Source organism: Mucilaginibacter sp. McL0603 (assembly GCF_049992945.1).
GTDB lineage: Bacteria > Bacteroidota > Bacteroidia > Sphingobacteriales > Sphingobacteriaceae > Mucilaginibacter.
This window is the reverse complement of record NZ_CP188251.1, coordinates 3,472,948-3,488,583: the sequence shown is the minus strand read 5'-3', so window position 1 is coordinate 3,488,583 and position 15,636 is coordinate 3,472,948. Positions and strand designations below refer to the sequence as shown.

General features: G+C 38.5%; 19 protein-coding genes and 2 tRNA genes. 10 read left to right on the top strand and 11 right to left on the bottom strand.

What is annotated here, in order from left to right:
- The first annotated feature begins 68 nt into the window (after positions 1-68).
- Entirely contained in the window at positions 69-851 is a 783-nt protein-coding gene (locus ACPPVU_RS15975) for an HAD-IIA family hydrolase (RefSeq protein WP_426667521.1), read from the top strand.
- On the opposite strand, the gene ACPPVU_RS15970 is transcribed toward ACPPVU_RS15975, so the two are convergent.
- Positions 846-1,259, bottom strand: a complete 414-nt coding sequence (locus ACPPVU_RS15970; protein WP_426667520.1) for a VOC family protein — start codon at positions 1,257-1,259, stop codon at positions 846-848. The genes ACPPVU_RS15975 and ACPPVU_RS15970 overlap by 6 nt on opposite strands.
- A gap of 110 nt (positions 1,260-1,369) precedes the next feature.
- Here ACPPVU_RS15970 and ACPPVU_RS15965 point away from each other — a divergent pair, with 110 nt between their 5' ends.
- A complete protein-coding gene (locus ACPPVU_RS15965) occupies positions 1,370-2,287 on the top strand; it encodes a c-type cytochrome (protein WP_426667519.1) in 918 nt (305 codons plus the stop codon).
- Here the strand turns inward: ACPPVU_RS15965 and ACPPVU_RS15960 are convergent, their stop codons facing one another.
- Complete coding sequence (locus tag ACPPVU_RS15960; RefSeq protein ID WP_426667518.1) at positions 2,288-2,980, bottom strand: aspartate/glutamate racemase family protein; 693 nt, start codon at positions 2,978-2,980, stop codon at positions 2,288-2,290. It abuts the gene before it with no gap.
- Between the two features lie 78 nt (positions 2,981-3,058).
- Positions 3,059-3,532 carry a Dps family protein gene (locus ACPPVU_RS15955; protein WP_426667517.1) on the bottom strand — a complete coding sequence of 158 codons (474 nt, stop codon included), beginning with the start codon at positions 3,530-3,532 and terminating at the stop codon, positions 3,059-3,061.
- A gap of 249 nt (positions 3,533-3,781) precedes the next feature.
- On the opposite strand from ACPPVU_RS15955, the gene ACPPVU_RS15950 reads away from it, so the two are divergent.
- A complete protein-coding gene (locus ACPPVU_RS15950; protein ID WP_426667516.1) occupies positions 3,782-5,068 on the top strand; it encodes a hypothetical protein in 1,287 nt (428 codons plus the stop codon).
- A 429-nt stretch (positions 5,069-5,497) separates the two neighbouring features.
- Here the strand turns inward: ACPPVU_RS15950 and ACPPVU_RS15945 are convergent, their stop codons facing one another.
- From ACPPVU_RS15945 to kdsA, 7 genes are all read right to left on the bottom strand, one after another.
- Complete coding sequence (locus tag ACPPVU_RS15945; RefSeq protein WP_426667515.1) at positions 5,498-6,538, bottom strand: NAD(P)-dependent alcohol dehydrogenase; 1,041 nt, start codon at positions 6,536-6,538, stop codon at positions 5,498-5,500.
- A gap of 133 nt (positions 6,539-6,671) precedes the next feature.
- Positions 6,672-7,193 (bottom strand): DinB family protein, encoded by a 522-nt coding sequence (locus tag ACPPVU_RS15940; protein ID WP_426667514.1) that lies wholly within the window; start codon positions 7,191-7,193, stop codon positions 6,672-6,674.
- Between the two features lie 148 nt (positions 7,194-7,341).
- Positions 7,342-7,423: transfer RNA gene (locus ACPPVU_RS15935), tRNA-Leu, on the bottom strand.
- A 65-nt stretch (positions 7,424-7,488) separates the two neighbouring features.
- The gene (locus ACPPVU_RS15930) at positions 7,489-8,274 is read right to left on the bottom strand and encodes an ABC transporter substrate-binding protein (RefSeq protein WP_426667513.1); all 786 of its coding nucleotides are present in this window, start codon (positions 8,272-8,274) and stop codon (positions 7,489-7,491) included.
- A gap of 6 nt (positions 8,275-8,280) precedes the next feature.
- Positions 8,281-8,877 (bottom strand): exopolysaccharide biosynthesis polyprenyl glycosylphosphotransferase, encoded by a 597-nt coding sequence (locus ACPPVU_RS15925; RefSeq protein ID WP_426667512.1) that lies wholly within the window; start codon positions 8,875-8,877, stop codon positions 8,281-8,283.
- 85 nt (positions 8,878-8,962) lie between these two features.
- A complete protein-coding gene (locus tag ACPPVU_RS15920) occupies positions 8,963-9,898 on the bottom strand; it encodes a KpsF/GutQ family sugar-phosphate isomerase (RefSeq protein ID WP_426667511.1) in 936 nt (311 codons plus the stop codon).
- An 87-nt stretch (positions 9,899-9,985) separates the two neighbouring features.
- Positions 9,986-10,765 (bottom strand): 3-deoxy-8-phosphooctulonate synthase, encoded by a 780-nt coding sequence (gene kdsA, locus ACPPVU_RS15915; protein ID WP_426667510.1) that lies wholly within the window; start codon positions 10,763-10,765, stop codon positions 9,986-9,988.
- A 109-nt stretch (positions 10,766-10,874) separates the two neighbouring features.
- On the opposite strand from kdsA, the gene hscB reads away from it, so the two are divergent.
- The 6 genes from hscB to ACPPVU_RS15885 all read left to right on the top strand — a co-directional run bounded on the left by hscB (position 10,875) and on the right by ACPPVU_RS15885 (position 14,479).
- Positions 10,875-11,402, top strand: a complete 528-nt coding sequence (hscB, locus tag ACPPVU_RS15910) for a Fe-S protein assembly co-chaperone HscB (protein WP_426667509.1) — start codon at positions 10,875-10,877, stop codon at positions 11,400-11,402.
- Positions 11,403-11,432: 30 nt separating this feature from the next.
- A tRNA-Leu gene (locus ACPPVU_RS15905) sits at positions 11,433-11,516 on the top strand.
- A gap of 142 nt (positions 11,517-11,658) precedes the next feature.
- Positions 11,659-12,168 (top strand): hypothetical protein, encoded by a 510-nt coding sequence (locus ACPPVU_RS15900; protein ID WP_426667508.1) that lies wholly within the window; start codon positions 11,659-11,661, stop codon positions 12,166-12,168.
- Positions 12,169-12,621 (top strand): type II toxin-antitoxin system RatA family toxin, encoded by a 453-nt coding sequence (locus ACPPVU_RS15895; RefSeq protein ID WP_426667507.1) that lies wholly within the window; start codon positions 12,169-12,171, stop codon positions 12,619-12,621.
- Positions 12,622-13,114: 493 nt separating this feature from the next.
- Complete coding sequence (locus ACPPVU_RS15890) at positions 13,115-13,840, top strand: 3-keto-disaccharide hydrolase (protein WP_426667506.1); 726 nt, start codon at positions 13,115-13,117, stop codon at positions 13,838-13,840.
- A gap of 207 nt (positions 13,841-14,047) precedes the next feature.
- Positions 14,048-14,479, top strand: a complete 432-nt coding sequence (locus ACPPVU_RS15885) for a hypothetical protein (RefSeq protein ID WP_426667505.1) — start codon at positions 14,048-14,050, stop codon at positions 14,477-14,479.
- A gap of 57 nt (positions 14,480-14,536) precedes the next feature.
- Here ACPPVU_RS15885 and ACPPVU_RS15880 read toward each other — a convergent pair whose 3' ends face one another.
- Positions 14,537-14,896, bottom strand: coding sequence for a DUF2200 domain-containing protein (locus ACPPVU_RS15880; protein ID WP_426667504.1), 360 nt, complete (start codon positions 14,894-14,896; stop codon positions 14,537-14,539).
- A 345-nt stretch (positions 14,897-15,241) separates the two neighbouring features.
- Here ACPPVU_RS15880 and ACPPVU_RS15875 point away from each other — a divergent pair, with 345 nt between their 5' ends.
- Positions 15,242-15,412, top strand: coding sequence for a hypothetical protein (locus tag ACPPVU_RS15875; protein WP_426667503.1), 171 nt, complete (start codon positions 15,242-15,244; stop codon positions 15,410-15,412).
- The last annotated feature ends 224 nt before the right edge of the window (positions 15,413-15,636 follow it).

The following is a 15,636-nucleotide window of genomic DNA, read 5'->3' as shown; positions in this document are numbered from 1 at the left end:
TAAGATGCTTACATTTGTATATAAGGCAGCCCAAATTTGAGCCTGCAATTAAGTAATAATAAAATACTATGAAACACGGACTTTTGATCGATATGGATGGCGTTATCTATAGCGGCGAAACATTAATAGAAGGCGCAGACACATTTATAAACAATTTACTAAAAAACAACATACCTTTTACCTTCATGACCAATAACAGCCAGCGTACCAGACTCGAAACTGTGCGTAAGCTAAAACGGCTGGGCATTGAAGTTACCGAAGACCATGTATATACCAGCGCCATGGCTACCGGTAAGTTTTTGGGCGACCAAAGCCCTAATGGCACAACAGCTTATGTATTAGGCGAAGGCGGTTTATTAACCAGTTTACACGAGAACGGAATTACCCTTGTAGATAGTGATCCCGAGTTTGTAGTATTAGGTGAAGGTCGGAACTTTACACTGGAAATGGTACAACGTGCTGTAGACATGATATTAGCGGGTGCTAAATTCATCACCACCAACCGTGATCCATCCCCCAAAAAACCCGGATGGAATAATTTGGGCATATCAGCTACCACAGCTATGATAGAGGAAGCTACAGGTAGAAAAGCTTTTGTTACCGGTAAACCAAGCCCCGTAATGATGCGGTCAGCACGAAAATATTTAGGTTTGGAAACTGCAGAAACAACCGTTGTAGGTGATACAATGGAAACCGATATACAAGGCGGTGTGCAAATGGGATACAAAACTATCCTCGTGCTTTCCGGAATATCAGATAAAGATACCCTGAACCATTATGCGTTTAAACCTGATCTGGTAGTTGGATCAGTGGATAAAATCAAGTTCCCATTGAAATGGTGGCAATCATGATTTCTGCATAAACATCCACCGTTGACCTTCAAGGTCTTCAGCACGATAACGTGTGCCCGGACCGCCGGTCTCTATTTCTGAAAGTATGGTGGCCCCTCCTGCTTTTGCAGTTTTAAAATGGCTTTCAATATCATCCACATAAACTAAAACACCATTGATGATGTAAGGCACTTCAGACCATTTGGCTGCGGCTTTGCATACTTCGCGATGATGCTTTGGGCTTTGATAATCGGGCGTAGGTTCCGCCAGCATGATCATACTTTCGCCCATAGTTATCTCACCGTGACTGAGTCGACCGTCATCATCAAGCCATTTGGTCTTTTCAGTAAAACCAAAAACTTTGCAAAGCCAGTTTATAGCTTCTACGCCATTTTCGTAAGCAAGCATGGGGATGAGCTGCTGATCCACACTAATAATGTTTTAGTAAAGATAAATAATGCATTGTGGTTATGTAACTACATACTACGTAAAACATTGTGTTTATAATTATGTATTAATGAGTGAGATGCTTCACACAAATGCGGAAATATAAGTTACCAGCGATAATAAGTGTATTGGCAGCAGCCATTATTATTGGCAGTTGTAAAACACATTTCGAGACTACCAAAGCGAATTACAAAACCAATAAATCTTCTGAAGCTTTTGAAAGGGGTAAAATATTGGTTTACAGTATTTGTGGTGGATGTCATTATGATCCATCTGCTCAAAAATTTATAGGGACACCCATACATGAAGTGCCGGGATTTATAGGAAAAGTATACGCTGCCAATCTCACTAATTCAAAATCGCATGGAATTCCTCCTCATTACTCTGATGCGGAGTTGAAATACCTGTTGAAAACGGGTATTGCAAAGGATGGGCGTTTTATTCCTTATATGTTGCGCCCAAATATGGCAGATAAAGATCTCAATGATATAATTGCCTATCTGCGGTCTGATGACCCGGCAATTTCAGCTACGGATACTACAATTGGCATCACACATTTTACGCCTATTGGCAAGATGATAATGAACGCAATGGCAAAACCATTGCCTTACCGACCGGGAATTCAAAAACCTTCTGAAACAGACTCAATTGCATTAGGTCGTTACCTTGTTGATAATATTGGCTGTTTCCATTGTCACTCTCACAGCCTTACTTCTTTGAATTATCTTTATCCGGAGCAATCAAAAGGCTATATGGAAGGCGGACTAAAATTTAAAAATCCTCAAGGCAATAATATATATGCCTCTAATCTCACTACTGATAAACAAACGGGTATAGGAAACTTCACTAAACTACAGTTCAGGAATGCTGTTAAATACGGTGAAGCGCCGAATGGGCAACTCCATCCTCCAATGCCTGAATTTAGTAAATTGCAAGATAATGATGTTGATGCAATCTATGCCTATTTGCGATCCATCCCTGCCAAATATCACAAAGTACACGGACAATAGTTATAATTCCAAGGCAAACTCAACAGCCGCGTTAGAATGTATTTGTGCAGTATCAAATAGTGGAATATCAATATCATCCGGGCTTATCAACAGAGGTATCTCCGTGCATCCCATGATAATTCCTTCGGCTCCATGGTCCCTCAATTTATTCATTACATCTAAATAGAATTGCTTTGTTTCTGGTTTAAAAAGGTTTCTTCCCAACTCCTCAAATATAGTGTAGTGAATAAAATCGCGATCCTTATCATCAGGTATAATTACTTCTATGTTTTGATCTGTTAGTTTATTCCTAAAGAACGGACGCTCCATCGTAAATTTAGTACCCAATAATCCCACCTTCTTAAGTCCGCGTGTTGATATAACATTTGCTGTAGCTGTAGCGATGTGTATTACCGGTAATTGCACATTTTGCTCCAGTTGGTCGGCTATCATATGCATGGTATTAGCGCATAGTACAATGGCGCTGGCACCCCCATTTTTCATATTCAAGGCAGCTTTGGTTAGCATTTTTAAAGTGGCATCCCAGTCTTCAGCATCATTATTTCGTTTAATATCCTGGTAATTAAAAGAATATATCATGCACTCGGCAAAGTTCAAATCGCCAAGCTTTTTATTGATGCCCTCGTTGATCATCCTGTAATAATCAATGGTAGATACCCAACTGATACCACCTATAAGTCCTAAAATTTTCATAATAAAATCAGTTATAATTATACAAAGAAAAAGCGGGCGACATTATCTGCAGCCCGCTTGCTATATTTTGCGGATGGATTATTTTAAATGCGAACGCAGCATCCAGGCCATCTTTTCGTGGTCTTCCATCAAACCTGTGATGAAATCGCTGGTACCCAGGTCATGGTAATCATTAGCAAAAGGATTGATATTACCTCTTATAAATTCAATAATGCTTTCGTGGTCTTCTACCAGTTCACGTATAAAACCAATGCTGTCGTTAGATCTTTCTACTAGTTCAGCCAAATGGGTCAACTGTAAAAAACTTTTTAGTGTAGCCGGGGCATAATGGCCAAGCATGCGGATACGTTCAGCAACGCTATCCATGATCTCGTCTAACTGATCATATTGCGACTCGAAGAAAACATGCATAGAGTGAAAATCCGGTCCTTCGACATTCCAATGTGCATTGCGGGTTTTGGTGTAAAGCACATATTCGTCGGCTAATAATTTTGCTAACTGAGTAGAAACAGCTTTCCTGTTTGCTTCGGTAATTCCAATATTGGTTTTCATATTGATGTAAGTTTTTAGATGAGGTATTATCCTGTATGGCAGGTTAAAACAAATATAGGAATTGTGGCAATGTGAAATGACAATTGATTTAAAATTGACCTGGTTTTTACTTGACGCTAAACTATAGATGAGATATTCAGGCAGTCTGTAATTATTAATATTGCAGATTTATACTTCATTTTTGAGTTATAATCTAAAATTTATTACCTTGCGTCGTATAAATTTTTTTGACCTACTCCTTGTTATATTATGAGAAAAATTACCTTTCTTTTGCTTACCGTCTCTTTTTTGTTTGCCTGTAAAAAAAATCACGACATTACTCCTTCAAAAGATAATAAAACGTCCTATACTGACAAAATTGTCTTAAACGATCCACAGGTTACAGGCGATTCATTGAAAATTTCATGGTCTATGCTTGATACTGCGGTCTTTGCGAATTACACCTTACTTCGTAAAGATTATTCAGACGGACAGATGAATAGTATAAAGCAATTATATCAAAAGAATCAAACCTTTGTATACGATAATGCGGTGCCTTACAGCCCAACGGTTCAATATCAGGTAGTGGGCTCTCTGGCATCTGGACAAACCATTAGCAGCAATGTCATCAGCTATTCGCGTCCAAATATTCAATTGCTTAATGTTAGTCCATTTGATATAATTTACAGTGATAATGACCAAGTGTTATATTTTTTTGAAAAAAGCGGTAAAATAAGCATTTATAGTATTGCCCAAAATACCATCATTAAGTCCGTAAACACGATGGCTACAATTGGTTATTGTGATCTTGGCACCTACAACGGCCGAAAAGAGTTATATGTACCACGGAACGATGGTTGGGTGTTTATATATGATGCAACTACATTAGAAAAAATCGATCAGATCAGTACTGGACTGAGCAACTCATGTGTTGTGTTTAACAATAATAACCTTTATGTTTCTACCGCAGCTTGGACAATGAGACCGCTTAAGGTCTACAGCCGGATAAATGGTACAAAAATCTCTGAGAACGGGGATTTTGAATTGACACGCTTTAAACATGTTCCTAATACCGATTTCGATTTGTTGGAGATTACTATCAATATCGGACCAACTGACCAAGACTATTACCACTTCTCAACAAGCGGTGTATTCTTAAGTCATACAAATGATCTCTATCATGGTGATTATCCACTGGATGCCTCTATATTTGAATTTTTTCCCGACGGAAGTAAATACATTACTTCTTCTTCAGGAGCCATTTACAATAAAGATATGACATATCAAATCAGTTTACCGCGCGGAAACTTGTCATTTACGACTTTCGTTCTTAATCAAACCGAGAAACTCATTTATGCCGGTTGCCAAACCAAAAATATTGAGGTATATTCTATGACCGATTACAATCATGTAAGAACGATCAGTACCAAGGCTTATCCATATAAAATATTTGATATGGGCAACCAACTTCTATGCATAAGTTCTGCCACCGGATCAAATTGCATTTACTGTACGCCGTCTATCAACAATATAGTGATCGAAAAAGTTAATAAATAAGAAATTATCCAGAAGTAATAGATTAATAACGTTCTCATTAAAAGGCTATTAACTGAAAAAGTTAATAGCCTTTTGTGTAGAAGAAAGAACTTATCCCCACTGCGAGCAATGCCGAGTAGAAGCTAATGGGACTTTGTTCTTTGTTGGTATTTTACTACATTATTGTGTTGTCGTATTTTTCCAAGTCGACCAAGAACATTTGCGCATTATTGCGCATCTTTGAAGCTCACTCTAGCAGCCACTACCCCATTTGGCAAACTAATCTCATAACCATCATAATCCGAGTCAAAAAGTTGCTTTCGGGTTTCTAACTTTGGCATCTGTCTGCGTATTCCAGTACCGATTTTTTGCTCCTTCGCGTTTTTGGATGCTTCGTGATTGCTTGGCGACGTCTTTTTACGATGCTAACTTTTTCTTCAGCTTCAGAAATTAGAGTGTAGCCATATCAATCACAAACCGATAACGAACATCGCCCTTAAGCATTCGCGCATATGACGCAGTAATGTCTTTTATGTCGATCATTTCTATATCTGATACAATGTTATGCTCTGCGCAAAAATCAAGCATTTCCTGTGTTTCAGGTATGCCACCTATGCCGGAGCCTGCAATACTTTTACGGCCCCCTAAAAGCGAAAAAGGTTGGATTGCGTAAGGCTGAGAAGGGACGCCCACGCAAATTTGTGTACCATCAGTTCTAAGAAGAGATAAGTAAAGATCCATGTCATGCTCGGCAGACACAGTATCAAGGATAAAATCAAATGAGCCCTTAACTGCTTCTACCTGTGCAGGATCTGATGTTACTACAAAATGATGAGCCCCCAAAGCTTTAGCCGCTTCTTCTTTTGAAGCTGATGTACTTAAAACGGTAACATCAGCACCGAAGGCTACGCCAAATTTTACACCCATATGGCCCAATCCACCAAGACCTAAAACAGCCAGTTTGTGCCCCTTACCCACTTTCCAATGACGTAAAGGAGAATATGTAGTAATACCGGCACAAAGTAACGGTGCAGTGGCGGCAAGTGGCAATTTATCTGAAATATGCAATACAAATTCTTCGCGAACTACGATGGTATTAGAATAACCACCATAAGTTGGCACGCCCGATCTGTCTATACTATTATAGGTTTGTGTACTTCCTTCCAGGCAGTATTGCTCTAATCCTTGCTTGCAGTTTTCGCAAACCTGGCATGAATCGACCATACAGCCTACACCGGCTAATTCACCTGTTTTAAAGTTTTTTACATGGTCACCCACCTTAATTACTTTACCTACAATTTCATGACCCGGCACCATTGGAAATACCCCCGGAAACCAGTCATTTTTTATTTGGTGAAGGTCGGAGTGACAAACACCACAGTATAATATTTCAATTTGAACATCATGCGGCCCAACCTCGCGGCGTTCAAAACCCCAGGGAGCTAAATCTGTTTCAGCACTTTGCGCTGCATATCCTTTGGCTTGTATCATAGTAAGATTATTGTTTTATGTTAAACAAATTTATAACTGATAATCTAGATATCACTTACACAATTCAAACCAATAATTACACTTTTCAAAGAGTTTCACGTAAAGTCATCAGCGAAGCGCCGGTATGCTTATCTTAATAATGAAAATTTCTAAAAAATGGTAATTCAATTTTTAATGACCGCAAATAAAGATAACCATGTGCCCGATGATGAATTTCATTATCAATCCAGGAGAGAATTATTTCGGATGCTGTCTTCGCACATGATTCAGGAATTGCTGTCACTTCATGAAACCGTTGCTGTGGTATCAGTGGCCAAAGCACATCGATCTTATAAGTTACATCGTCCCATAAATTTAATATCTCTTCTTTTGTATTTGCGAAAGTCATCCCGAAATGACGAGCAGGTTCTGATACCGGTCTATCCTGAAAAAGATTCTGTATGCCTGAATCTGCAATACATATCATTTCTTTTACCATTGTTGAGAATGAGTGCATACCACTTACAGAATATTTAAACAATTTATCTTCAGGAAAAGATTCAATTACCTGTCTTGTTAGCCTGCGATGACCTTGCCAATGATTTAGTATGGAATCAGATGTAATAAACCATTCAAATCCACAATTCGACTGCTGTTTGATTAGATTGTTTTCCATGGCCCGTTTTCCTTTAAATGATTATAAAACAAAGAAAGGCAAGTTGAATGACAACCCTATGTCAACAGAGTTAAATGATTGTTCATAAAATGAAATATGACACCATCAAAACAAAAAACCCAGCCAAATTGACCGGGTTTAAATGCAGTGCGGAAGAAGGGACTCGAACCCCCACGCCGTGAAGCGCCAGATCCTAAGTCTGGTGCGGCTACCAATTACGCCACTTCCGCAGTTAGGATTTTAAGAGCGGCAAAGATAATTATTTATATCGATTTCGCAGATTAATTTTCAGATTTCACCGATTCAGGCTATCAATCAACTGGTTAAAATATCCAGGTGCCTGTAATAATCGGCTCCCATACCACGAAAAAAGTTCCCCATCAATCAGTTGAATATTAGCTTGAGGTACCAGTGCCTTAAATTCCGTAATATGCCGGTCTTTAAATGGATAAGGTTCTGACGACAGAAATACCACATCAGGATTTGCCTCCACTATCTGCGCCGGAAATACTTCAGGGTATCTGTCTAAATCAAAAGCATTAGTAAAGCCGCATTTTTGGAGCATATCATCAATAAAAGTGCCCTTCCCTGCTATAATGTATGGTTTGCGCCATATTAAATAAGCAACCTTAAAACCATGAGATTTTATATTCAATTGTGAAAATCCGTAATTGATTGATTTGACCAGTTCTGCAGCTTCGGGCTTTTTGCCAACCAACTCTCCTACCGTATTTATCATATCAATGGCATCGGCAAGATTAGTTATATCGCTCATCCATACAGGAAAGCTTTGCATTAATTCTTCTATTTGATCTCTTTCGTTTTCTTCTTTGTTTCCAATGATTAGATCAGGCTGCAATTCTTTTATTGATTTGATATTTAATGTTTTAGTACCGCCAATCTTTGGTTTTTGTTTAAATTGATTATCAGGATGAATACAGAATTTGGTGATGCCTATAATCTCCTCATTCAATCCAAGATCGAATAGCAATTCGGTTTGTGAGGGTACTATGGATATAATTCTTTTGGGCGTGGATTGTACTTCCACAAAACGGTTCATCTGATCAATGTATACAGGCATATGATATTAATACGCGTTCTTATCTCCTTTTAGTGTGATCCAAAAGGTAAGAAAAATAATTTTAAGGTCGAGCAGGAACGACCAGTTTTTTAAATACCATACATCTGCATCTACGCGTTTAATCATTGCCTCGGCATTTTTTACCTCGCCCCGCAGGCCGAGTATTTGGGCCCACCCTGTAATTCCGGGTCTTATTAAATGTCTCGATTTATATTTATCAGTCAATTGCGAATATTCCTCTGTGTGACTTACCATATGCGGCCTTGGCCCTACGATAGACATATTACCGATCAACACATTAAAGAACTGAGGTAATTCATCCAGACTGGTTTTACGCATGAAGGCGCCAATTGGCGTAATGCGATGATCATTCAACGTTGCCTGCTTTTTATCCGCATCGTGATTAACCCGCATGCTCCTGAATTTATAGCATTTAAATTGTGTGTTATGTCTCCCGGTTCGCACCTGTACAAAAAACACAGGACCTTTTGATCCCAGTTTTATCAGTATGGCGAGTATGGGATATAACCAGCTAAAAACAAATAGGATAATAAATAAGGAAAATAAAATATCGAATGATCTTTTGTAAAACCTTCTGAGCATGTTTTAGACAGGATAATGTTCCAAGAACATTACGCCTGTATTTTGCTAAAGGTTGTTTCAGTGGTGTTGGAAAGATGTAAAGAAATTAACCGTTATATATCTGGTAGACGCCAGCTATGGTTTTTCCCTTTGCAGATCCTACGAGAATAGTAGCTATTTTTCTTTCGATCATCAATTGTTCTGCCTGGCTGATGTATTCTTCAGGGTCGATAATAACAGGATTGGAAGTCATCATTTCGCTGATCACTAATTGGGAAGTATCCGGGTTTCGCACCAATGCACGGCGCAAATCGCCATCAGTTACTACTCCCTCTATCCTATCAGCATTGCCAACTATTACCAGGCCTAATTTGCCTTCAGACATACATAGTAACATCTCGGTAAAAGAAGCATTTTTATCAATATAAGGCAGATTATCCTTGCGCATCAGGTCTTTTACTTTGACCAGCAACTTACGCCCCAGGCTTCCTCCCGGATGAAAACGTGCAAAATCTTCATGCTGAAACTGCCTTGCTTCCATCAAGGCGACTGCTAAAGCATCACCCATTACTAAAGTGACTGTAGTTGATGATGTCGGCGCCAGTTCAAGCGGACAAGCTTCTCTTGTAACGCAAACATTCAGATGGTGATCGCTATTTTTAGCTATTGTTGAATTTTGATTACCAGTAATGCTGATAATTTTATTCTTATTCCATTTTAAGAATGGAATGATCTTAAGCACCTCATCAGTTTCACCCGAATAAGAGATCAGGATCACCAGGTCATTGTGTTCAACCATGCCCAGATCCCCATGGAAGGCTTCGCCCGGATGCAGAAAAAAGCTGGGAGTACCTGTGCTGGCTAATGTAGCAGCTATCTTTCGGCCAATGAGCCCGGATTTACCAACTCCGGCAACGATCAATTTACCCTTAGAGTTTAATATTGCATCTACAGTTGCAGTGAATTCATCACCTATCGAACCGGCTACTTCTTTTAGCGAATCTATTTCAATATCAAATACTCTTTTGGCTATATCTTTCAAGTTGTACGTTTTAAGTTGTACGTATTACGTTTTTGCTTTTATTTTATTAACGTACAACGTAAAACGTCATACGTAAAACCTCTTGAACTAATAAAGCAAGGGTTTTATTGCATTTTCTAATTCATGCAGTTTTACCATATTCGGCCCGTCGCTTAAGGCGTTGTCAGGATCAGGATGTGTTTCCATAAAATAACCATCGGCACCAAAAGCTTTAGCTGCTAAGGCCATCATGGGCACAAAAGTACGGTCGCCACCTGTTTTGCCACCTGCACCACCCGGGCGCTGTACAGAATGCGTACAATCCATACAAACCGGGTGACCAAATTTTTTCAGATCATAAATATTCCTGAAATCAACTACCAAATTGTTATAGCCATACATATTGCCACGTTCAGTTAAGATAACCTGATCATTGCCCGCCTCGATCACTTTTTGTGCCGGATAAAACATATCCTGTCCTGAAAGAAATTGGGCTTTTTTTACGTTGACGATCTTGCCTGTTTTGGCCGCAGCAACAAGCAGATCTGTTTGACGGCATAAAAAGGCTGGTATCTGTAAAATATCAACCACCTGGGCCGCTATGGCTGCCTGGTAAGGCTCATGTATATCAGTGGTTACTGACAGCCCGAAACGTTCTTTTACATTTTGCAGCATCTCCATCCCCTTTTCAATACCAGGTCCGCGGTATGAGTGGACAGAAGTGCGGTTCGCTTTGTCAAATGATGATTTAAAAACTACAGTTACAGGGTACTTCTGCCCTATTTCGGCTACCTTTTCGGCAACTGCATAAAGTAGGTCCTGGTTTTCCATTACACAGGGTCCTAATATAAAGAACGGCTTTTGCCGTATCTGTTCGAATAAACTCATGCACAAAGATGCAATTTTTTGGTAAAACGTTAAATGGATTACATAGTAGATACTCAAGGATGACAATTAGACGTAATACGTATCACGTAAAACGTCTAACTTTGTCCCCATGATCAATTACTTCGACTTTTACGGTATACCCGAATCATTTCATCCGGATGTTGCCTTGCTGAAAAAAAAATTCTACGAGCTGAGCAAGCAATATCATCCCGACTTTTACGCCAATGAGGATGATGAAAAGCAGCAGGAAATACTGGAACTATCCACCATTAACAATAAAGCATGGCAAACATTAAGTGACCCGGCAAAGCGCCTGGAGTACATTTTACGCCAGCGCGAACTACTGGTTGACGGTGCAAAACCTGCCCTGCCTGCAGATTTTTTAATGGAAATGATGGATATTAATGAGCGTTTGATGGAAGTTGATGATTCAGAACAATGGGGCGAAATAAATTCAGAAGTTCTTGCAATTGAAGGAGATATCAATACAAAATTACACCACCTGACAATAGGTTATGCCCAGATAAACGATACTGCAAAGGAAAGCAGGCTGAACGAAATTTTAGATATTTACTACAGACAAAAATATTTGTTGCGGATTAAAGAGAGTTTAAATACATTTGCATCCCGCTTTTGAACGAACTAATCCACCGGTCAAGCAAAACAGGCCCAGATGGCGGAATCGGTAGACGCGTTGGTCTCAAACACCAATAACTTCACGGTTGTGCCGGTTCGACCCCGGCTCTGGGTACTTAAAGGCTCCTGATACGTCAGGAGCCTTTGTTATTTTGGCCCGCGGTAAATACAGTGTAATTCCCTCTAATTGTACTTTAAAAACTTAACTTTGCTTGATAAGGTCGTTATAGAACGATGTTAACATTCGATATAAAAAATTGACAAATACCAACAACCATATCGTTAGGACAATAAGCACGTCACTTGACATCATTGCAAAACCTGAAATCATTTGGGAAAATATTACAAACGTAAAAATCGAGCAATTTTCTGATCCAATACTTTTTAAAATACTCGATATTCCTAAACCATTGAGAGCAGAGATAATATCCGAAGGCAAATACGGCAAACGAATTGCATATTTTGAAAATGGGAAAAGGTTTATACAAGAAATTTTAGAGTGGAATCCTTTGTTTAAATATTCCTTTTCTTTCAATCCGGAAAAGGGCTTCAAAGTGTTTTATTGGTTTGAGATTTCTACTGGTGTGTTTAGAATTTTATCGGGGTCTTATTTATTGACTCAAAAAGAAGAAGTAACCACTTTAAAATTAAACTCTACGTATAGTATCGACAGCCGGCTTTATTATTTATTCAAATTTCCGGTGGAAATAATCCTAAAGATTTTTCAGAGGTATTTGTTAACTTCAATTAAAAAGAATACCGAGTAAATGGATAAGACAAAGTTTACAGAAACAATAGTAATTGAGGAAATTTCTGAAAGAGTATTTGACTTTACCCAAGATTATAATAAAAGGCTAATTTGGGATACTTTTTTAAAAAAAGCTTATCTCACCGAAGGCGCAGAAAATGCTGGCAAAGGAGTTAAAGCATATTGCGTTGCTAAAAATGGATTAGGAATGACTACAGAATATATAACATTCAACCGACCTAATGTAACTGCAATCAGAATGACCAAGGGACCCTATTTATTTAAATCATTTTTGGGGTCATGGGGATTCAAAAAACTGCAAGAAAACAAAACTGAAGTTAGTTTTTTATATTCTTTTTCTCTTAGATTTCCATTTAACTTGATAACTAAAGTCATAAAGAATAATTTACAAAAAAATGTACGACAACGCTTGGTCGACCTTAAAACTAATATTGAAAATACTAATTATTAATGGTCTGCGGTAAATATAAAAAATGAGGCAAATCGTCTCAATGTAGTAACGATTTTGACATTTGCAAATTTCGGTTCAATTCAAACCCGATGAACCGGAAAATTAAAACGACGATTAGTTTTACCTCCCTTATGACAGTTGCTACTTTATAAACCTTTTAAATTTCAAATCTTGGATTATGAGCTCAATAAGCCGTAAAAGCTTTCCAAATGTTGAAAATATTCCCGCTGATTGGTACTTGAAGGCTCCTGATACGTCAGGGGCCTTTGTTATTTTAGCCCGCGGCAAAACAATGTAACCCTTCACTCGAAATATCTTTGATTAGTTCAGGTAGGCCCTTGTCGTCATCAATAACAGGTAAATGTTTTGCATATCATTATTTTAATTCGGCTGCTGCTGCTAATTGTTTTTTTTAGTTTTGAGACCTTACCTACCTTGCTGAAATTATTTGCAAATTCATGCCTGTAAATCAACAATTAATAACTTGAAAATCATGAAGAGGAACATCACCCAATCTTTATCTATTCTAACTCTATCATTGGCCATTTTTACCAGTTACGCCTACACTGGAGATCAGACCAATAAGCTTTCCGCAAAAGAAAAGACCCAGGGCTGGAAACTCTTATTTGACGGAAGCTCAACCAACGGATGGCATTTGTATAATAGCCAGGCGGCGTTCACTGTTTGGAAAGCAAAGGACGGCGAACTGTTCTGCGATCCGGCGGATAAGACAGGCCCGGGTGACCTTGTTAGTGATAAAGAATATAAGGACTTTGATCTGAAATTCGACTGGAAGCTGCCAAAGGGCGGGAACAGCGGTGTTTTTGTTAATGTTTTAGAAAGAAAGGATATTCCGACAGGCTGGGCGTCCGGACCGGAATACCAATTGCTTGATAATGCCAACCCAGACTATGCAAAACCGCAATACCGTTCAGGTTGCTTATTCGGAATGTCGTCGCAAAAGAACCCTGCAAAAACCAAACCTGCGGACACCTGGAACCATTCTGAGATAAAACAAAAAAACGGTAAGGTACAGTTTTATCTTAATGGTATTCTGACCACTGAGGAAGACTTTACTTCCAAAGCCTGGGCACAAAAAGTAGCAAGCTCTCATTTTCATGCTTTCCCGGAATACGGCAAGCATATCAGTGGCCATATCGCCCTGCAAGACTGGGCTACTGGTATCGCATTCAGAAATATTAAAATAAAGGAACTATAAATCGAAAACCCCTTTCAACATATGTTGGAAGGGATTTCCTTTTTGTCCACATTAGATGAAATTGATAGTGCCTCAGTTTGAATGATGAATCGAAGAAAAGAGGAAATTGCTTTTTGAGGAAGGTAAAAAGAAATGAATTAGTGTGTGACTAAAAATAAAGCGAGACTTGAAAAGGCAAAGTAAGCAACCCATAATTCAATATTTCATATGGACGTACAAGAACAAATCGAAAAGTATATTACCAGCCAACCTGAACCAAAGCGTAGTGATATGCAAACTTTGCATATGCTCACACTTCAAGTATTACCAGGTTGTAAATTATGGTTCGATGATGGTAAAAACAACGAAAATAAAACCGTTAGTAATCCTAATATAGGTTATGGATGTTACACCATAAAATATGCTGATGGAAAGACCAGGGATTTTTTTCAAATTGGTTTGAGTGCAAACACAACCGGAATCTCTATATATATCCTTGGTATCAAGGATAAGACATACTTAGCCCAAACGTATGGGAAAGAAATAGGCAAGGCGAGCGTGACCGGGTATTGCATTAAGTTCAAAATGTTAAAAGATATAAACGTTGATGTACTTATAGCAGCAATACGATATGGGGTTGAGATTACAAGTGAAAATTAAATTTCAAACTGAGACACTATCAATGAAATTGTAAATTCCTGAACTTACATATTATGATTATCTTAAAATCTTCTCCATCATACGACCTTTTGCTAATTCATCCACCAACTTGTCCAAATACCTTACCTGTTGCGTTAGCGGATTTTCGATTTCTTCCACCCGATAGCCACAGATTATACCGGTAATGAGGTGAGCATTAGGGTTTAATGAAGCACGCTGAAAGAATACTTCAAAAGTTACTTTTTCTTCAACGAGCTCTTGACGCTTTTTCTCGTCAAAACCGGTTAACCACTCAATGACTTGATGTAATTCTTCTTTCGTTCTTCCTTTTCTCTCCACTTTTGCCAGGTACAAAGGATATACTGAAGCGAAGGTCATTTTTGCTATACGCTCATCGTGATTGTTTGCATTGTTCATGCCTTGTATTTTAATGTTAATAAACTCAGTCAAGTTGATACGCATCAACCGATTTTCCTAAAAATGCAGGCACATAAATGGTTACGAATGTGTTTGCAGGGGAATCAGCAATAAAATTACACATTACCGCGAATTATTTTTATCATTCATTTTCAAAACTTTTTCTTTAAATATTCAATGAAAAGGTTCGATCCGGGCTCTGGTTACCGCGAAACGGCTCCTGATAATTCAGGGACCGTTGTTATTTTAACCTCTTTGTGGTAAATTTGAGATATTTTAAGTGAGCCGCAGATGAAAAGTCAACCAGGTATTTGACGATGCACATGTATTGTTTTAATTTTGTATATGGCAAAACCAGAAAAGCATCTTGTTATTCCGGAAGATATAACATTGCTGACCGAGACTGAGCGACTAAAAAAAGACATATATCGCCCCGATATAGAAAAACTGCAGCTTTTCACAAAAATGCTGCGTACAAATCAGCTTCTTAAAAAAGCCATCATCCGTCACAAATAGCGCATGGATATTTTAAATGATGAACTCCTGAGATTTTGGCGCAGCCTGAATAATAATAATAATAATAATAATAATAATGTGAGGTACATAATGGCAAATACGCCTACTGAGAGGCGATTCTTAAAGATGTTCTCGTAAGAAAGTTACACCCCCCCTTTGGCTATAACAAAGCCTTCCTGATTTCTCAGAAAGGCTTTGTCGTTTGTGTCGCATAGTGAAGTTTG